Origin of the sequence: Lacimicrobium sp. SS2-24 (assembly GCF_002201535.1) — a bacterium.
Taxonomy (GTDB): Bacteria; Pseudomonadota; Gammaproteobacteria; order Enterobacterales; family Alteromonadaceae; genus Lacimicrobium.
This window is the reverse complement of record NZ_NIWW01000006.1, coordinates 147209-166644: the sequence shown is the minus strand read 5'-3', so window position 1 is coordinate 166644 and position 19436 is coordinate 147209. Positions and strand designations below refer to the sequence as shown.

Sequence of the window (19436 nt, the reverse complement as noted above, 5' to 3'; positions counted from 1 at the left end):
TAGCGTGGCAGTATGACATCTCCAAACCTCACGGGTCGTGAGTTATCCATCAAAACAATACCTGTTGCACTGCATCTTTGATTCTGAATGCAGCCCGGCTGGATGCCGGGCTCAGACGTATATGCGATCCTGTCGGTTAAAAATTGTAGCTGACAGACGCAGTAAACTTGGATGAATCATCATCATCCAGGTTGTTGTACCAGGCGCTGAGATCAAATGAAAAGTCATTGTAATCTTTGGTCAGGCTGACACGGCCCCAGTTGTAACCATAGTTCTCTCCGTCTTCATCCCAGCCCTGACGGCCATACTCGAACGCCAGTCCCATATCATCGCCTAAATCGTACTCGGCAATTGCAGAGACATGCAGGGCGCTTAAGTCATCGCCAAAACCTTTCGCGGCAATGCTGTCATTGGTGTAGTCAAGGTTGAGACTTAAGGTCAGGCTGTCACTCACCGGGCGAATCAGAGCACCGTGGAGTTCGAAGTAGTTATAGTCTGCATCATCCAGCAGAGCATAGTAAATCACCATCAGATCGTATTCGAAGCCGTTTTCCATTTCACCGTAGTAACCGGCAAACAGATCCACTTCCACATCACTGGTTTCACCATCGTCCGTTTGTGAGGCCCAGCCACCGGCGTACCAGCCTGTGTCACCTTCCCAGTCTATGCCGCCTTGCAGGGCAGGGCTTTTGTCATTCAGGGTGACACCACGGAACATGTAGTCCGAGGTCACGGTCACATAGCCACTTACATCGGCCTGAGCACCCAGGGTCATGGCGCTGAGCAGTGAAGCGGTCAGCAGTTTATTTCTTAGTTTCATGATGTTGTCCTTCTCCGGTTTATTGTTGTTATCCGGTTTAAATCACCGGTTTACTGAGTCCAGGCGCCGGGTATTACACGAGGTGCCCGTTGTCACCGGGCAAGCCGGTGTCCGGCTGCCGGATAAAGCCGGCGGCCAAATTCACGTTCTAATGGTCAGGAGGTCGTGCTTAGTCGAGCTCGATCCAGGTGGTTTTCAGCTCGGTATATTTCTCCAGTGCATGCAGTGATTTGTCTCTGCCATTCCCGGATTGCTTAAAGCCTCCAAAGGGAACGGTCATATCGCCGTCGTTATAGTTATTGATCCATACCGAGCCTGCGCGTAGCTCACGGGATAACTTGTGCGCCCGTGACAGGCTGTTGGTCCAAAGGGCCGCACCCAGACCATAGTCACTGTCATTAGCAATGGCGATGGCATGCTGCTCATCATCAAAGGGGATGACAGACATCACCGGTCCGAAAATTTCTTCTCTGGCGATGGGCATGCTGTTATCCACACCGGTAAAGATAGTCGGCTCTACGAAGGCCCCTTTGTCAGTATCCAGCGCAGCATTACCACCAAGGGTCAGTTTTGCGCCGCCTTGCTGGCCTTTATTAATGTATTCCAGCACGCTGCCCTGGTGCTGTTTATCTACCAGTGCGCCCATGTTGGTATCGGGGTCAAGCGGGTCGCCAGGACGAAAATGCTGGCTGGCCTCGCGAACTTTCTGTACAAATTCATCGTGAATACTGCGCTCAACCAGCAGCCTTGTGGCCGCCACACAAACTTCGCCCTGATTATAGAAACAGCCACTGGCGGCGCTGCGCGCGGCTTTGTCCAGATCTGCACAGTCGGCAAAAACAATATTGGGGTTCTTACCACCGGCTTCCAGCCATACCCGCTTCATATTCGATTCGCCGGCATAGATCATCAGTTGTCTGGCTATGCGAGTCGAACCGGTAAAGGCCAGGCAATCTACCTGCATATGCAGGGCCAGGGTTTTCCCCACGGTGTGGCCGTAACCCGGAACCACGTTCAGCGCGCCGTCAGGCAGGCCGGCTTCACTTGCCAGCTGCGCCAGTCTGATGGCGGTCAGTGAAGATTTTTCTGAGGGCTTGAGCACAACAGAATTTCCTGCTGCCAGCGCAGGTGCGATCTTCCAGCTGGCAATAGCAAGAGGAAAATTCCACGGCGTAATAGCCGCTACAACGCCAATAGGTTCACGGGTAATGGTGGCCAGCACATTGGCTTCTGTGGGGGCTACCTCATCGTAGATTTTATCAATGGCCTCGGCATGCCACTTAACGGTTTCTGCCGCAGACGGCACATCCACATTGTAGCTTTCGCTGATGGGCTTACCCATGTCCAGGGTTTCCAGTGCAGCCAGTTCGGTGCGATGTTCGAGCATCAGCTCTGCAAGGCGAAGTAATACCTGTTTGCGCTTTTTCGGCGCAAGGTTGCGCCAGGTCCCCTGATCGAAACACTGCTTTGCAGCGCTCACGGCCAATTCGGCATCGGCCTCATCACATTCGGCGACTTGCGCAATCTCTTCGCTGTTGGCTGGATTAATACAGGCAAAGGTTTTTCCGCTTTGGGCAGACACGTATTCGCCATTGATAAAGGCACGCCCCTCTATCGTTAAGCTTTTTACATATTCTTGCCACTGATTCAGGCTGTTAGGTGCCATTGCCCCTCCTGTTCTTGGTTGTATTGGGTTATCAGAAACTGGCCGGTGCCACGGCACTGACCAGACGACAAACTTGTGCTCCACGGTTTACAAACTGATGTGGTAGCTGTGTATTCAGGTAATAACTGTCACCGGCTTTGAGGTGGTATTCCTGCTCATTTTGTAAAATGACGATCTCACCTTCGAGCACCGTGCCCGCCTCATGCCCCTCGTGGGTCATCCACTCATCCCCCGTGCCGGAATGGGGCGGGTAGGTTTCGATCAAAAAGGTCAGCTGGCGATCCTGTTTGTCGGCGCCTACCAACAGGTATTGCAGCCCGCCACTGCCAATGTCCTGCAGTTCGTCGGCGTGATACACCACTTTTTCACCCTGATCGAAGTCATGGGTGAAAAAGTGGCTGAGTGGCATATCCAGCCCGGTCAGTATCTTGTGCAGATTACTGATAGACGGGCTGACCGCGTCACGCTCTATCATGGACAAGGTGCTGTTGGGCAGATTGACCACTTTTGCCAGCTCCCGTTGTGACAGGCCTCTGACCTGACGCAACTTCTTAATACGCTGACCCACTTTCATACCTGAGCCACCTTTTGCCGTTCTTTAATCCGCGCTTTCTCCACGCGTCTGGCATACCACCACGAGGCAAACACCAGCGTGGTCACCAGGGTAATGATAATGGTGGCCAGTGCGTTGATTTCAGGGCTGACGCCCAGGCGCACTGACGAGAACACGACCATGGGCAGGGTGGTTGAACCGGGGCCGGAAACGAAACTGGCGATAACCAGGTCATCCAGACTCAGGGTAAAGGCCAGCAGCCACCCTGATATCAGCGCCGGTGCAATAATCGGCAGAGTAATCTGGAAGAACACTTTTATCGGTGAGGCGCCGAGATCTCTGGCCGCTTCTTCAATGGACATGTCCATTTCGCTCAACCGAGAGCCCACCACCACGGCCACATAAGCGGTACAAAAGGTGGTGTGCGCAATCCAGATGGTGGTCATGCCACGACCTTCTGGCCAGCCCACCAGTTGCGCCATGGCAACAAACAGCAGCAGCAACGACAAACCGGTAATCACTTCCGGCATAACCAGCGGGGCGGTGATCATGCCACGCAGCAGGGTACTGCCTTTAAAACCGCGAAAGCGGGTCAATACATAGGCGGCCAGCGTGCCCAGAATGACGGCGCCGGAGGCCGAGAAAAAGGCAATCTGCAAACTGTTGCCCACGGCATCCAGCAGTTTGTCATTGCGCATCAGCTCACCGTACCATTTGGTGGAAAAGCCAGCCCATACGGTCACCAGTTTTGACTCGTTGAACGAGTAAATAATCAGAATCAGCATGGGCGCGTAGAGAAATATCAGGCCCAGCCAGAGCATCATTTTACTGAACGAAAACTTCATCATTGCTGCTCCATCTGTTTGTTCTGGTAACGGTCAAACCACATGATGGGCAGGATCAACAATGCCAGCATAATAATGGCCACCGCAGAGGCCACTGGCCAATCGCGGTTGTTGAAGAATTCTTCCCACAGAATCTTACCGATCATCAGTGTTTCCGGGCCGCCAAGCAGCTCAGGAATAACAAACTCACCCACTGCCGGAATAAACACCAGCATACAGCCAGCAATAATCCCGGCTTTGGTCAGTGGCAGAATCACTTTGAACAAGGTGGTTACCGGGGATGCCCCCAAATCAGACGAGGCCTCAACCAGACTGTGGTCAAGCTTCATCATGTTGGCGTACAAGGGCAGAATCATAAAGGGCAGGTAGGCATACACAATGCCCACATAGACCGCAAAATCCGTATGCAGCATCACGATAGGGGTATCAATAATACCCATCGCCATCAACGCATTGTTGATATACCCATTGGGCTTGAGTATGCCAATCCACGCATAAATACGGATCAGGAACGAGGTCCAGGATGGCAGAATCACCAACAGCAACAGTACATTGCGGCTGGAAGCAGGCGCCCGGCTGATGGCCAGTGCCATGGGGTAGCCTATCAACAGGCAGAGCAGGGTCGAGACCAGCGCAATGCGAATGGAACTCAGGTAGGCACTGAAGTACAGGTCATCATTAAACAGCCAGACGAAGTTGCCCAGATTAAGGTTGATACTGAGCTGATCATTGGCATAGGTAATCAGGTCGGTATAGGGCGGTATCGCAATTTGCGCTTCGGCAAAGCTGATCTTCAGAACAATGATAAACGGAACCAGAAAAAACAGCAGCAGCCACAGGTAGGGAATGGCAATGACCCCGTTTCTGGGTTTCAACCAGGCGGATTGTCTGAGTTTGTACCATGTCGGTGTCAGGGCTTTCATGCTCACTCCTCCAGAACCACACAAGCGTCCGGTGTCCAGTGCAGATAAATTTCCTGCTCCAGCTCAAAGGGGCGCTCCCGTCGGTTGTCATTGGTCTGAGTGATCTGAACAAACTGATTATCGGGCAACAATATGTGATAGATACTGTGCTGGCCGAGATATGCCAGATCGTCGATGATGCCTTTACCCCAGTTATATTTTTCATCGGGTTTTTCGGCACTCATGCGCATTTTTTCGGGTCTGATGGCCACACTGACGTGGCGGTTTCCGCCGGGACCACTGATACCATGGTCAATGTAAATCGGGGCATCGAGATTGGGGACATCAATTACCACAAAGGCGGGCTCTTCATCGGCGATGGTGCCGTCAAACATATTGACTGAGCCGATAAAATCCGCCACAAAGCGGCAGTTGGGGTATTCATAGATGTCGTGAGGCGAGCCGATTTGCAGAATTTCCCCGGCATGCATAACCGCGATGCGGTCGGCCATGGTCATGGCTTCTTCCTGATCATGGGTGACCATGACACAGGTTACGCCCACTTGCTTGATGATATCCACCAGCTCTAACTGCATTTCGCCACGTAATTTTTTATCCAGTGCACCCATGGGTTCGTCAAGCAGCAACAGGCGAGGCTTCTTGGCCAGGCTACGGGCAAGGGCCACCCGCTGGCGTTGTCCGCCCGAGAGCTGATCGGGTTTGCGCGTACGATATTCCTCCATGTGCACCAGTTTGAGCATTTCATTGACACGGGCATCAATATCCGCTTTTTTCATTTTGTCCTGCTTCAGACCATAGGCAATATTGGCCTCAACGGTCATATGGGGAAACAGGGCATAGGACTGGAACATCATATTAAAGGGACGTTTATAAGGCGGTACCTTGGCGACGTCCTCGCCATTAAACAAAATGCTGCCTTCTGTGGGCAGTTCAAAGCCTGACAGCATGCGCAGCAATGTGGATTTTCCGCATCCGGAGCCGCCCAGCAGGGCGAATATCTCACCTTCGTAAAACTGCAGATCAACATGTCTGACAGCCTGGTAGCCATCGAAGCTTTTGCTCAGGTTTTTCAGTTCCATCAATACCTTGCTGGTAGTGCTGGACTCATGTTTTAACGTCATTTTGCTAAACCTTTTGAACAGAGGAGCGTCATAGACGCTCCGGTCTCGTTATCGCTTATCCGAAACGGCGATGACGTGAGCGGGTCACGTCACCGCTGAGCGTTATCTGCCAGACTTTACATCTGTCCATACGCGGTTTGTGACACGGGAAACCCGTGCAGGCATGACCTCGAAGGTATACAGCTTTTCCATCACGTCCATTGGAGGATAAATAGCCGGGTTGGAGGTGATTTCCGGGTCGACCAGCTCTGTGGCGCTTTTGTTGCCATTGGGATACCAGACATAATCACTGACACCGGCAATGACGTCAGGCTCAAGCAGGTGATTAATGAACTGATAGGCGGCATCCATGCTCTTGGCATCGGCAGGTATGGCCAGCATATCAAACCACATGGCGGCCCCTTCTTTGGGGATCACATACCCTACAGAAATCCCGTTATCGGCTTCATCGGCACGATCGGCGGCCTGGAATACGTCGCCGCTCCAGCCCACTGCCACGCAGATATCGCCGTTGGCAAGGTCATTAATATATTGAGAGGAATGGAAGTAACGAATGTGCGGACGGATGGTTTTAAGCAGTTCACCGGCCTGTTCGATTTCTTTAGGATCCTTAGAGTTGGGATCCATACCAAGGTAATGCAGCGCCGCCGGGACCATTTCTGAGGCAGCATCCAGCGTCACCACGCCGCAACTGGCGAGCTTGCTGACAACATCGGGGTTAAAGATCATCTCCCAGCTGTTGACTTCGTAGTCTTCGCCCAGTGCCGCTTTGACCTTTTCTTCGTTATAGCCAATGCCGGTGGTACCCCACAGATAGGGCACTGCATATTGATTGCCCGGGTCTACCACTTCCAGTTTGCCCATTAACAAGGGATCAAGGTGTTTCCAGTTAGGCAACTTTTCACGATCCAGTTTGGTAAATACACCAGCACGGATCTGCCGGCCCAGAAAAGAAGCGGAGGGAACCACCACATCAAAGCCCGTTTGCCCTGTCAGCAGCTTGGCTTCGAGTACTTCGTTGGAATCGAATACATCGTAGACCACTTTATGCCCTGACTTTTGTTCAAAGTTGGCAATGGTGTCTTCTGCAATGTAATCACTCCAGTTGTAGACATTGATGGTGTCAGCCTGTGCGTTGACGCTAATAGCTGCCGTCATCGACGCGGCGAGCAGCCCCAGTTTCTTTATGGTTTTCATTCCCGTTTCCTCTTGTTGCGTATCGTTGCTTTTTGTTGTTGTTACGTCGTTAAACCCTGTACTTAAATTATCTGAGCTGGCTCAGGGTAATATCCAGTGCCTGCCAGGCTCTCTCAGTTAAGTCTTTGACATCACTGCGGTCAAGAATAAAAGGTGGCGCAATAATCATGGTGTCACCGGTGGCCCGCATGACCAGACCTGATTGCAGTGAGGCATCCCGGCACAATGTGCCAGCCTTACCATTTTTATCAAAACGTGCACGGCTGGACTTGTCTTTGACCAGCTCCAGCGCTCCCACAAACCCCTTGCAGCGGGCCTCACCCACTAAAGGATGCTCACCCAGTGCCAGCCAGTAGTCCTGCATGGCCTGTGACAGCTCAGTGCGTACTTTTTCAATATAGCCTTCAGAGAGGATATCCAGTGTGGCCAGTGCCGCTGCACAAGCCACCGGATGCCCTGAATAGGTGAAACCATGAGCCAGATCATCGGTATGAGAAAGCAGGGCATCGCCCACCCGATCCGAGATCAGCAAGCCACCGAGGGGCTGAAATCCATTGGTGACGGCTTTGGCAAAAACGATAAAGTCCGGCGTCAGGTTATAACATTCACTGGCGAACCAATGGCCGGTGCGACCAAAGCCGAAAATGACTTCATCCACAACCAGTAAAATACCGTACTGGTCACAAATTCGCTGTATCTCAGGCCAGTAGGTTTCCGGTGGAATAATGACCCCGCCTGCGCCCTGAATCGGTTCTGCAAAGAAGGCGGCGACGTTTTTCTCACCCAGTTCCTGAATTTTTTTCTCAAGTTCACGGGCCGCCTGTATACCAAACTCGTCAGGACTGATGTCCGCATCGGCCCCAAACCAGTAGGGCTGTGCAATATGATGAATATTTTCCAGCGGTGTGAATTGTTTGTGCATGAATTCCATGCCACCGAGGCTGGCACCACCAATGGTACTGCCATGATAGGCATTTTCTCTGGCGATAATGGCCTTGCGCTGCGGCTGCCCCAGGGCATCCCAGTAGCGATGAATCATGCGAATGGCGCTGTCATTCGCCTCCGACCCCGAGTTGGTATAAAACACCCGGTTCATGTGCGCCGGCGCTTTGTGACTGATGGCTTCTGCCAGTTCGGTGGCGCGAGGGTGCGTACACTGAAAAAAGGTGTTGTAGTAGGGCAGTTCCTGCAACTGCTCACTGATGGCCTGGTTGATGCGTGGCTGGCTATAACCGAGGTTGCAACACCACAGGCCGGACATGCCGTCGAGCAACTTATGCCCATCGGCCTCATAGATATAGGCCCCTTGCGCATGGCTGATGACACGGGTGCCTTTTTTGTTAATGTCGGCCTGATTAGTAAAAGGGTGCAGGTGATGGGCTGCATCCTTGTGCTGCCAGTGTTTGAGTTGTGTCATTGACTGCTCCTGTTTTTATATGTGGTGCAGGCCTGAATAAAACCCTGTATCACGCTGGCGTTGTCAGGGTAATTGTGCGGCTGCCACTCCGGGTGCCATTGCACGGCCACTAAAAAGGTGTAATCCGGGCAGGAAAAGGCTTCTACCAGTCCATCTGGGGCGGTGGCCTCCACCTTAAGGTGTTTTCCTAGCCGATCGATGCCCTGCATGTGAATAGAGTTGACTTTAATTTCTTGTCTGGGCGCAAACCATTGCGAAAGCACGCCCTTCTCGGTCAGCGAAATACTGTGGGCACAGGCATATTGTTGTTCCAGCGGTAAGGATTTATCCTCACGGTGATCCATCAGCCCGGGCACTTCGTGGATGCGATGATGCAAGGTGCCACCAAAATAGACATTCAGTTCCTGGAAGCCGCGGCAGATGCCAAGTAAAGGCAGGTCGGCAGCGAGAATTTTTTCTATTAGTTTCCAGTTGCTGGCATCGCGGTGAGGATCCCGGGCGGCATCGTCATCATCAGGCAGGGCCGACTGGTAATAGCCAGGATGTAAATTGGAATAAGAGCCGGTCAACATCACGCCGTCGAGGGTGGCCAGCAATGTGTCCTGGGCCTGCTCGGAAAGCTCATGAAACAACGCCGGAATGATCACCGGAACCACATGCTGACTCAGTGACGTCAGTGCCCGAACATATTTATCACCGGCCTGGTGGTACTGGTGTACCCCCTGGGTGTGAACGTCGGCACAAATGCCAATTACCAGAATATTTTCGCTGTTCGATTCTTTCATCATTGTGAGCAATATATTGAAACGATAGGCTCAAGCTATTGGAGTTAACTGTAAATTTCAAGCAGGAATGGCACTCTTTTGTGGCCTGAATAACAAAGTTTAGTTTAACAAAACCGCAACTAAGGGGTGTTTTAACGGCTGGAAGCCGGACTACCTTTGTGGTTAGATGTGTTTCACTGATTAAGTGTTCAAAATACTAGACGCTGGAGAACATCATGGAGTTAGCCTCCTTTCTTGCTGATCACCCCGAAATAGAAGTGTTTGATCTTGTGTTATCTGACCTAAATGGCATGGCACGAGGAAAACGGGTTAAACGCGATGCCATTAAAAATATCGTGAAGAAGGGTATGCATATTCCTTTCTCTGTGTTGGCTCTGGATGCTTCTGGTGAAACGGTGGAAGCCTCAGAACTGGGGCTGGACATTGGTGAGCCTGATCGCACCTGTTATCCGGATCTGAAAACCCTGGTGGTGTGTCCCTGGCAGACTCAACCCACCGCGCAGGTATTGTTCAGCATGTACGACGAACACAAACAGCCCGTGATGATTGAGCCCCGTAATCAGGTGCGCCAGGCGGTGTCCCGTTTTACAGAGCGTGGTATGACACCGGTGGTGGCCGTTGAGCTGGAATTTTATCTGGTAGATAAAGAGCGCGATGAAAAAGGCGGCATTCAGCCACCGATTTCACCCAAGACCGGCAAGCGCGAAGACAGCACCCAGTGCCATTCGATGATTAATCTGGATGACTTTGCCGAGTTCCTGCTGGATGTGGATAAATACTGCCAGCAGCAGGGCGTACCCGCAGACACGGCCGTATCGGAATACGCGCCGGGTCAGTTTGAAATTAACTTGCGCCATGGCAGTGATCCGTTACTGGCCTGTGACCATGCCATGATGCTTAAACGCATTATTCATCAGGTAGCCGAAGAGCATGGCATGCAGGCCACCTTTATGGCCAAACCTTACGACGATAAGGCTGGCTCCGGTTTGCATATTCACGCCAGCCTGGTGGACAGTGACGGCAATAACCTGTTTGCCGAAGGCGAAGCCGAAGATAACAAACTGCTGCTTCATTCTGTGGCAGGACTGCTCGGCACCATGCAGGAGAGCACTGCGTTATTATGCCCCAATATCAATTCTTATCGTCGCTTGCAGCCGAATCTGTATGTGCCCATGTTTGTAAACTGGGGCATTGATAATCGCACGGTAGCCGTACGCATTCCCGCCGGTGGGCCAGCGAGCCGGCGTATCGAGCATCGCGTGGCAGGCGCCGATGCTAACCCTTATATTGCTATGGCCACGGTTTTATATGCCATGTATGACGGTATTGATAAGGCACTGACACCGCCTAAGCCTCAGCAGGGCAACACCTTTGAAGTGGATAATCCCTGTCTGCCGATGCGGCTTACGGATGCGCTGACGCTGCTCAGAGGATCTGAGGTGTTTAATCAGTATTTCGGGGAAGACTTTATCAAGGTGTACACCGCTTGCAAGGAACATGAACTGGAGAAGTTCGAGCAAACCGTCACCCCCAAAGAGTATGAGTTTTATCTCACCACATTGTAATCGGTAGTAACTACCGCACCAGGAGCATAAAGGTTTTGCTATGACAGACGCCAATTATTCACTTTATCAGGGGACCCATAAGTATGTGTTCGCCCGCCAGCAGCAGATTGATGCACATACGCAGGTGGTCATAGCTGGTATCCCCTTTGATCTGGCTACCTCTGGCAGGCCTGGAGCCCGGTTTGGTCCGGCTGCGATACGCCAGGCGTCGGTGAACCTGGGATGGGAAAAAAAGCGACATCCCTGGCCATTTTCGCTGCGCGATGCGCTGAATATCGCCGATATTGGTGACCTGGGCTTTTCTCATGGTGATGCCAAAGGTGCCATGGATGCCGTGCGTGAGCATGTCAGCCAGGTTGTCGAGGGCGGAGCCGTTCCTTTTATGCTGGGCGGTGATCACCTGATTACCTTACCGGCGCTGCAGGCTGTGCATGCCAAACACGGGCCCGTTGCCGTTGTGCACTTTGATGCCCATAGCGATGATTATTCCGGTGGCAGTGAATTTGACCATGGCAGTGTGTTTTATCACGCCCGTAAGCAAGGCCTGCTGCAGGATGACAAAGTGATTCAGATTGGTATTCGCACAGAGCAGGGCAGCTCACCCTTTAAGGTATTGTGTGCCGATGAACTGTGGCACTGTCGCCCCGAAGAGGTTGTTGAGCAGATAAAGCGCACCGTAGGAGGGGCACCGGTATACCTGACCTTTGATATCGATTGTCTGGACCCGGTGTATGCGCCAGGCACCGGCACACCGGTTTCAGGGGGCTTAAGCGGCCCCTTTGTACTGGAGCTGTTACGAAAGCTTCAGGGAGTGAACTGGATAGGCATGGATTTGGTGGAAGTCAGCCCGCCCTATGATCAGAGCCAGATCACCAGTTTACTGGCCGCCACCATGATGACCGACATGCTCTATCTGCTGGCGTGCCAGCACAATCCACATCTGCTTACCCCTGATGGCTGCTCAGCAAAAACCTTAGCGACAGCGTAATGCGCTGTTGCTGGGGTATAACGCGCAATAAACAGCAGCGATGCTAAACCTGCGGTACACGACCCAGGAAAAGCTAACGCCTAAATAACCGGCAAATTAAAGCTTAGCGACGATAGGAGCTAAGCTTTAATTTGTCCGAGTGAATTTTTTTGTTAGGCAATGTGGGTAGAAAAACAATAGCATATCGGTTAAGTCACTTGGAAGGCATAAAAAACCTCAGACAAGCTGAGGCTTAGTGTTGAAGTCAAAAAAGTTACTTTATAAGTTTCTTTCTTCTAGAAAATCCAATACTTGCTAACCCAAGTCCAAGCAGAGCGATAGAAGAGGGCTCTGGGACTTGAACGCTATCAAATGAAAGGTTATCCAACCCCCAGTTCCATCCATCACTTGGTTGAAAAATATCCAATCGACTTATTCCACTACCAGTAACCGAAAAGTTTTGAATTCCTGGAAAGCCTGAGATACCTGTCATTGTATCAGATATGGGCGCTAGGCTACTATCTAGAGCTAACACACGAGTCTGCCCTCCTGAGTCGCCTTGAGGAAAGAAATCAAAACTTACGTTAGATACAAGAGCACTAAATTCAATCCTTAGAATATCTGCGCGAAAACCGGTTGAAAAATTATAGAAATTTCCTAGTCGGTTACCTTGCTGTCCTAGCGGGGCAAACTCAGTAGTGGCCAATGGTCCACCTGTTTGCGTAATTCCATCTTCAAGAACAGAAAAAGTCACACCAAGGGATGAATACTGATTTGTAATTGCTGTCCCACTAACTACAGCCCCCCCTCCTGGAAGTGAGTCAAAATCAATTAACGTTGCATTTACCGGTCCGGCAAACAAGCAAACAAGCAAACAAGCAATTTTCTTCAATTTCTTCTCCAAAATTTAAATATACATAATGGTCTAGCAAAATTAATACCAAATATTTAAACGTTTGTTTTTATAGTAATTAATATTTCTTAACCTCAATACCTTACGAAAAGTGTAAAAAAAACTGATACGTCTCGATGCGAGTTATAAAAATAATTTAAAGCTCGGGCTACTCATGATTTCTTAATTAATAAAAGGGGTCATAATAAAGGGGTCAGATCCAAATTAAAATTAAATGATATATTTCGAGATACTTTTCAAAAGCGGAACATGGGGTCAGGTCTTGTTTTTTGCCACTATCCTACTGAAGTTGTTACGAAAGCTTCAGGGAATAAACAGGGTAGGCATGGATTTGGTGGGAGTCAGCCCGCTGTATGACCAGAGTCAGATCACCAGTTTACTGGCCGCCACCATGATGACAGACAGGCTCTACCTGCTGGCGTGCCAGCACAATCCACATCTGCTTACCCCTGATGGCTGCTCAGCAAAAACCTTAGCGACAGCGTAATGCGCTGTTGCTGGGGTATAACGCGCTAAGTTTGCAGGCTCTGCAATCCCCAGGTTCTCACTAGTATTGATAAGACAGGGTCAGCTGTAAGCGCCGCTCTGGCTGAGGCAGCAGTGAGTTATACCAGCCTGAACTGCCGCTCCACGCTCGATTATTGATACCAGAAAAGCCAATAGTGTCGAGTAAGCTGGGATCCTGACCAGGATCACCCGAGTTGGCCTCCCTGACTCCGGGGTGATAATAGTTTTTATCAAATAAATTGTTCAAGCGCAGCGACAAGGACAAGCCTTCTGTCCATATGTTGTTGAAATTGACATTCGCATCGAGCACAAAATAACCCGGAACATGGCGTACAGGGTTGGTATCCACGGTTTCCTTATCTGATATATACCGACTCCTGACAGTGAAGTCGACGTCATTGCTAAATTCGGCGGTCAGCCCCAGGTAATATTTCTGTCTGGCCAAATCCCCAATAATACCCGCACCAAGATAGTCTCCGGTTTCGGTGTCATATTTCTCCTCTTCCTGTGTCAAAATAAAAGACGCGTAGCCCCATACCTTCAGCTGTTGTGCCCAGCTAACATCTACCAAACTGGTCACCGAATAATCCGCGCCCTCGACAGTTCTTTGCCCTACATTTCTGGCGCCGCCCGTAAAGTTAATGACGGTTTCGGTATTATTGACCCGATAGATATTCAAATGATGATTTAACACATCGCCCGTGTAATTTAGCGCTATCTCTATAGTATTGGATTTTTCGGGTTTGAGGTCCGGATCACTGCCCGAACCTGTCCACGCACCGTACAAACTTCTGGGAACAGGTTCCTGGAAAGCCTCACCGTAGAGTAGCTTGGCAGTGAACCGATCAAAATGGCCAATATATCCGCCGCGGATCGTTACCTCGCTTCCATATTGATTGTTTCTGTCATAACGCGCCCCAAGGTTTAAACTATGCGTCTCTGAAACAGCCCATTTGGTTTGCATATAAATCCCCACATCGTGCCAGGTGATGCGATTCCAGTCATCTTTGGTGATATCGGACTGTTCGGGATATTGAGTCAGATCGTCAGGGTCTGCCAGTTCAGGCGCGATGGTGGTAGTGGTTAAGTCGTAGGCTTTCTGCAAATCTTTGTATTCATATTTCAGTCCCGTCTTTATGTCAAAGCTGTCCGACAGTTGAATATCGAAGTCCTGAAACAGTGACCAGCCGTCATTCAGCGACTGCCAATAGGTTAAATGAAGCATACGTGCCGTTTCACCCGGTGCTAACGCAACACGACCAACCTCAAGGATATCGTCAGTCGCATTCGTTTCGTTCCAGGCTTCTATATCGAAGGTATGGTTGGGTACACCGTCATGACGGTAGCGTAGCAAGGTAGTGGAATCGATATTGCTGGTGAGCGCCATTTGGTGGCGGATATAACCGCCATACTGTTCTCTTGGCCAGACACCGTTACTCAGGATCCTGTCTCCCGGATAAACGCTACCGTATCCCGAATCCAGCAACCAATATTGCCAGGCAAATTCTGTGTTCCCGTAATACAGCCGCAGATCCAGACCTCGATTTTCAATATAAGAGGAGAAGCCATCAGACAACTGCTCAGCGAAGCCTCCCCACAAGTCTGTTGAGGCGTAAAGCTCATCTCTTAACCAGTAAAAGCTATTGGCGTCTATGCGGTCAGCCAGATCGCCTGATTCAATTCTGGCAGATAGCATAAAGCGCCAGTCATTTTCACCATAGGCATAGGTCGCTTCAGTAATATCAAAGCCATCGGTGCCTTTGGTAACGCTTCCAGAAAAGCGACTCCCATCTAAGCCCTTGTGCCGCTGGGTGATGATATTGACCACCCCCATAAAAGCATTCGCACCATATACGGAAGAGGCAGGCCCATACACCACTTCGACTTGCTCTATATTGGTAAGAGGAACAGTCACCATGGGCGTCTCAATACCGAAATACATGGTATTCATGGTGACACCATCCACCATGACCAAATAGGGGGAACCAATGGTGTTGCGGTATCCTCTCATGAAGTTCTTAAAGTAGTTGTCTCCATAGGGGCGGGTCACATCCATGCCCGGCAAGTCATCAAAAATTTCCGACAATTCAAGATAACCACGCTGCCGAATATCCTCTTTACTGATCACGATGATGGTGGCGGGTGCATCAATCAGCCTTTCTTTCATGTTTGACGCCGAGACCACTTCTATATTCATTAACTCATCGATGGACATCGAAAAAAGATCTTTATCCTGAGCATACAGGGGGGCAGCAGACAACCAGAAGCCAGTTGAAAGTGTCGCTAACAACGTTATTTTTTTATTTCTCGGCAGCGTCATACAACAGATCAAAATAACAGCGATACGCTAAATATAGGATAGTTATTAGGAAGCGCACTTTTAAGTCCCAGGAAATGGGGTAAAGCGTCATGAACCACTTAACGGTCACAGTAGCCTTTAGATGTTCGTTAACAAACTCGCCGACCAGACAGGGAAGGAACATGGGGTCAGGTCTTGTTTTTTTGCCACTATGCTACTGGCGCTGTTGCGAAAGCGTCAGGGAATAAACTGGGTAGGCATGGATTTGGTGGAAGTCAGCCCGCCCTATGATCAGAGCCAGAGCACCAGTTTACTGGCCGCCACCATGATGACAGACAGGCTCTACCTGCTGGCGTGCCAGCACAATCCACATCTGCTTACCGCTGATGGCTGCTCAGCAAAGATCGTAGCAACAGCTTGAGTTCGGCCAAGGTATTGTTGCCCCGCCTGGGGCTCTGATTGACCACCACCAGCAATAAGGCATGGCTGACTTCATGCAACGAACGGCCAATACGCTGTCGTTCGGCTTTAGGTTTATCGATACCCAAAGCGGGCAGGGTGTTGGCCACATAATCAATCACCAGGTCATCGTGCTGTTCATCCAGTGGCATCAGCTGAGGAATGGCAAACATGCCCTGCACCAGATGCAGCAACCCCTTTTGCTGGCGATAAAGCATGAGCATTTGTTTTACAAAGTGTTCCACAAAGGCATCGATGTCTTGTGGCTGGTTGTCCGGGGATTGCAACGTAGCCGCCATTTGCTCCAGCCAGTGTTGCCCCATGGCATAGAGTATGGCTTCCTTGTTGGGAAAATAGTGGTACAGGGTACCCACCGAGATGCCCACCTCTTCGGCGATGCGAATGGTGGTGAGGCTGTTGCTGCCGAGCTTTTCCAGCAAGCCGGCGGCCACATCGAGTATTTGCTCCCGCCGTGCCTTAGAGCGTTTCTGAATGGGAGTGCTGCGCGGCCCCAGTGGCTTTCGGCTGGTTTTTTTGTCTGTCATGCTGGCATCAGTTTCCGAATCTATCGCGAAGAGAATAATACAGCATACCTGCCACCAGTGCAGGGTAGCGCAGCAGAGTGCCGCCGGGAAAAGTGGGGGTAGGGTAGCTTGCCATGGCATTGAACCCGCTGGGATCGCCGGCGATGGACTGGTCAATGAGTTTTCCCGCCAGGGTCGCCAGCGCTACGCCGTGGCCCGAATAGCCCTGGGCAACGTAAATTCGTTCGTCAAGACACTGAAAATGGGGCATGCGATTCATGGTAATGGCCAGTGTACCCCCCCAGCCATGTTCCAGCTCGGTATCCTCGAGCTGCGGGAAAATTTCCAGCATATAAGGGCGCACAAAGTTTTTAATATCGGCCGGAAAGCGCGACGAATAATTCTCACCGCCGCCAAACAGCAGTCGGTGATCAGGCGTCATGCGAAAATAGTTAATCACAAACTTGGAATCGGCCACCGCAACGTTATCGCGAATCAGTGCCCTGGCCTGTTCTTCGCCAAGGGGGGCAGTGGTAACGATAAAATTATTGATGGGCATAATTTTACCCGCCACCTTGGGAAACAGTTTTCCCAGATAGCCATTGCAGCCTAATACCAGCTTGCGTGTTGTTATCTTACCCTGTGCTGTTGTAATGCTGAGCTTGTCACCCACAGACTTTATATCCAGTACCCGGCTGTTTTCATACAGGCTGGCGCCGGCTTTTTGCGCCTGGAGTGCAAGTCCCAGCGTGAAATTTAGCGGGTGCAGGTGACCGGCCCGCATGTCCAGTTCGCCGCCATGGTAGCGGGAGCTGGCGAGCATTTCACTGAGTTCGTCGCGCTCAATGTAACGACAATCCTCATAGCCATAGCGGGATTGCAATAACTGCACATTCTCACGCATTTCCTGAGCATGGCTGGGCTTAAAGGCGGTGTGCAGTATACCGGGGGTAAAATCACAGGGGATCTGATAGGTATCGATCAGCTCGCGCACTAAATCTACTGAGTCCAGGGCCAGTTGCCACAGATGTCTGGCCTGCGCTGTTCCCACTTTCGCTTCCAGGGTGGCCTGATCCAGGCGTTGGCCGGGACTGACCTGACCGCCGTTACGTCCGGATGCGCCAAATCCAATGGTTTCGGCTTCCAGCAGTACGCAATCCAGCCCCGACTTGGCACTATGATAAGCGGTGGAGATACCGGTGAGGCCGCCACCGATAATACACAGGTCAACCTCTTTTTCACCGCTGAAGGTGGGACAACTCAGCGACTGGTTACAGGTTTGCTGGTAATACTGCTGTGAGTCCGTGTGTTTTTGCATATCGGCGCCCTGGCATGTTTGTCTTATTCTGTTGTTTAGCTCTGTTTCTTCAGGTTTTGAGCAAAATTCAGGTTAATAAGATATTGTTAAATGGTTAAATTTACTCTAGCATATCGAATAATAATTCGAAATAGAATTTTAACACAGGTGTCCGGCAACCCTTTGGAACCTTCAACAGAGGTTGCAAAGTGTTGCCATGCCGATACAACAACAGGTGAAATATGGAAGACGTAAAAAAGTGGCTGAATAACAGGCGCATTACCGAAGTGGAATGCCTGGTGCCGGATATGACAGGCAATGCCCGGGGTAAATTTATCCCGGCGAAGAAGTTTATAAAACAGGAGAGCCGGTTGCCCGAAAGCATCCTGATTCAGACGGTGACGGGTGAATACACCAATGAACACTATGACATTGTCAGTGAGACCGACAGTGACATGTTCCTGGAGCCGGATCTGTCCACTGCCCGTGAAGTGCCCTGGGCCGATGAACGCACGGCGCTGTTGATCCATGACTGCTACCTTGCCAGTGGTCAGCCTCACCCGTTGGCCACCCGTAACGTGCTGAAAAAAATACTCTCGATGTATGAAACCAAAAACCTCAAGCCGGTGCTGGCACCGGAAGTTGAGTTTTATCTGGTGGCACAGAACACCGATCCGGACTACGAGCTGACCCCGCCCGTGGGGCGTTCGGGTCGGCGCGAGTCAGCCAGGCAGAGCTACAGTATTGATGCGGTTAATGAGTTTGAGCGTATTGTCGATCAGATGTATGACTACTGCGAGAAAATGGAGCTGGGCATCGATACCCTGATCCATGAGTCGGGTGCGGCGCAATTTGAAGTGAACTTTCTTCATGGTGACCCACTGAAACTGGCGGATGAAGTCTTTTTGTTTAAGCGCGTGCTGCGCGAAATTGCTTTTAGTAATGGGGTCTATGCCACCTTTATGGCAAAACCCATGCGCAGTGAGCCAGGTAGTTCCATGCATATTCACCAGAGTCTGGTGGACATGAAAACCGGTAAAAATGCGTTTGCCAATAAAGAAGGCAAGTATTCACCACTTTTCTTCAATTATATCGCCGGATTGCAAAAATACGGGCCCAGCGCATTGTGCTTCTTCGCCCCGAATGTGAACTCTTACCGTCGCTTTGCGCCGGATATCTCGGCGCCCATTAACTTTGACTGGGGCTATGATAACCGCACAACCGGATTGCGTGTGCCTGACAGTGAACCAGAGGGATTCCGTGTGGAAAACCGCCTACCGGGCTCCGATGCTAACCCTTATCTGGCCTTTGCGGCCACACTGGCCTGTGGTTATCTGGGGATGCAGGAAAAACTGCAGCCCGATGCGGCGAATGAGGGCAACGCCTATACCGGTAAAATTGAAATATCCCGTACCCTGGAAGAATCTCTTCGTCTGCTGGACAGTTGTGAGCCGTTACGAGAAGTAATGGGCGAGAATTTCTCGCGGGCCTTCAGTGCGGTGAAGCGTACCGAATATGAAGCCTTTAATGAGGTGATCAGTTCCTGGGAGCGAGAGTTTTTGTTACTGGGAGTGTAAT

18 protein-coding genes are annotated in these 19436 nt (G+C 50.9%); 5 read left to right on the top strand and 13 right to left on the bottom strand.

Annotation, left to right across the window (positions count from 1 at the left end; all coding sequences use genetic code 11):
- Positions 1-136: 136 nt before the first annotated feature.
- The 9 genes from CCY32_RS11755 to CCY32_RS11715 form a co-directional block, all read right to left on the bottom strand.
- Positions 137-820, bottom strand: a complete 684-nt coding sequence (locus tag CCY32_RS11755) for a TorF family putative porin (RefSeq protein WP_088330919.1) — start codon at positions 818-820, stop codon at positions 137-139.
- Between the two features lie 169 nt (positions 821-989).
- Positions 990-2486, bottom strand: a complete 1497-nt coding sequence (locus tag CCY32_RS11750; protein WP_088330917.1) for an aldehyde dehydrogenase — start codon at positions 2484-2486, stop codon at positions 990-992.
- Positions 2487-2517: 31 nt separating this feature from the next.
- Positions 2518-3060 carry a cupin domain-containing protein gene (locus tag CCY32_RS11745; protein WP_088330915.1) on the bottom strand — a complete coding sequence of 181 codons (543 nt, stop codon included), beginning with the start codon at positions 3058-3060 and terminating at the stop codon, positions 2518-2520.
- Complete coding sequence (locus tag CCY32_RS11740; RefSeq protein ID WP_088330913.1) at positions 3057-3887, bottom strand: ABC transporter permease subunit; 831 nt, start codon at positions 3885-3887, stop codon at positions 3057-3059. The genes CCY32_RS11745 and CCY32_RS11740 overlap by 4 nt, the downstream gene beginning before the upstream one ends.
- Positions 3884-4807, bottom strand: coding sequence for an ABC transporter permease subunit (locus tag CCY32_RS11735; RefSeq protein ID WP_088330911.1), 924 nt, complete (start codon positions 4805-4807; stop codon positions 3884-3886). Before CCY32_RS11735 ends, CCY32_RS11740 begins: the two co-directional genes overlap by 4 nt.
- 2 nt (positions 4808-4809) lie before the next feature.
- A complete protein-coding gene (gene potA / locus CCY32_RS11730; RefSeq protein WP_088330908.1) occupies positions 4810-5928 on the bottom strand; it encodes a polyamine ABC transporter ATP-binding protein in 1119 nt (372 codons plus the stop codon).
- 102 nt (positions 5929-6030) lie between these two features.
- Positions 6031-7125 (bottom strand): extracellular solute-binding protein, encoded by a 1095-nt coding sequence (locus tag CCY32_RS11725; RefSeq protein ID WP_088330906.1) that lies wholly within the window; start codon positions 7123-7125, stop codon positions 6031-6033.
- A 67-nt stretch (positions 7126-7192) separates the two neighbouring features.
- Positions 7193-8542, bottom strand: coding sequence for an aminotransferase (locus CCY32_RS11720; RefSeq protein WP_088330904.1), 1350 nt, complete (start codon positions 8540-8542; stop codon positions 7193-7195).
- Positions 8539-9327, bottom strand: coding sequence for a gamma-glutamyl-gamma-aminobutyrate hydrolase family protein (locus CCY32_RS11715; RefSeq protein ID WP_088331054.1), 789 nt, complete (start codon positions 9325-9327; stop codon positions 8539-8541). The genes CCY32_RS11720 and CCY32_RS11715 overlap by 4 nt, the downstream gene beginning before the upstream one ends.
- Positions 9328-9542: 215 nt before the next feature.
- Between CCY32_RS11715 and CCY32_RS11710 the strand changes: the two genes are divergently transcribed.
- Both CCY32_RS11710 and speB read left to right on the top strand, forming a co-directional pair.
- Positions 9543-10892 (top strand): glutamine synthetase family protein, encoded by a 1350-nt coding sequence (locus CCY32_RS11710; RefSeq protein WP_088330902.1) that lies wholly within the window; start codon positions 9543-9545, stop codon positions 10890-10892.
- Positions 10893-10932: 40 nt separating this feature from the next.
- Positions 10933-11880 carry an agmatinase gene (gene speB / locus CCY32_RS11705; protein ID WP_088330901.1) on the top strand — a complete coding sequence of 316 codons (948 nt, stop codon included), beginning with the start codon at positions 10933-10935 and terminating at the stop codon, positions 11878-11880.
- Positions 11881-12133: 253 nt separating this feature from the next.
- Here the strand turns inward: speB and CCY32_RS17370 are convergent, their stop codons facing one another.
- Entirely contained in the window at positions 12134-12751 is a 618-nt protein-coding gene (locus tag CCY32_RS17370; protein ID WP_246840604.1) for a PEP-CTERM sorting domain-containing protein, read from the bottom strand.
- Between the two features lie 235 nt (positions 12752-12986).
- On the opposite strand from CCY32_RS17370, the gene CCY32_RS17460 reads away from it, so the two are divergent.
- Positions 12987-13259: an arginase family protein gene (locus tag CCY32_RS17460; RefSeq protein ID WP_141096224.1), complete on the top strand. Its 273-nt coding sequence runs from the start codon at positions 12987-12989 to the stop codon at positions 13257-13259.
- 60 nt (positions 13260-13319) lie between these two features.
- On the opposite strand, the gene CCY32_RS11695 is transcribed toward CCY32_RS17460, so the two are convergent.
- Complete coding sequence (locus CCY32_RS11695; protein ID WP_168171502.1) at positions 13320-15539, bottom strand: TonB-dependent receptor; 2220 nt, start codon at positions 15537-15539, stop codon at positions 13320-13322.
- Positions 15540-15720: 181 nt separating this feature from the next.
- On the opposite strand from CCY32_RS11695, the gene CCY32_RS17110 reads away from it, so the two are divergent.
- Entirely contained in the window at positions 15721-15999 is a 279-nt protein-coding gene (locus CCY32_RS17110; protein ID WP_141096223.1) for an arginase family protein, read from the top strand.
- Here CCY32_RS17110 and CCY32_RS11690 read toward each other — a convergent pair.
- The gene (locus CCY32_RS11690; RefSeq protein WP_168171501.1) at positions 15956-16582 is read right to left on the bottom strand and encodes a TetR/AcrR family transcriptional regulator; all 627 of its coding nucleotides are present in this window, start codon (positions 16580-16582) and stop codon (positions 15956-15958) included. The two genes, CCY32_RS17110 and CCY32_RS11690, sit on opposite strands and share 44 nt — an antisense overlap.
- 7 nt (positions 16583-16589) lie before the next feature.
- Entirely contained in the window at positions 16590-17879 is a 1290-nt protein-coding gene (locus CCY32_RS11685; RefSeq protein ID WP_088330898.1) for an FAD-binding oxidoreductase, read from the bottom strand.
- A gap of 221 nt (positions 17880-18100) precedes the next feature.
- Here CCY32_RS11685 and CCY32_RS11680 point away from each other — a divergent pair, with 221 nt between their 5' ends.
- The gene (locus CCY32_RS11680; RefSeq protein WP_088330897.1) at positions 18101-19435 is read left to right on the top strand and encodes a glutamine synthetase family protein; all 1335 of its coding nucleotides are present in this window, start codon (positions 18101-18103) and stop codon (positions 19433-19435) included.
- The last annotated feature ends 1 nt before the right edge of the window (position 19436 follow it).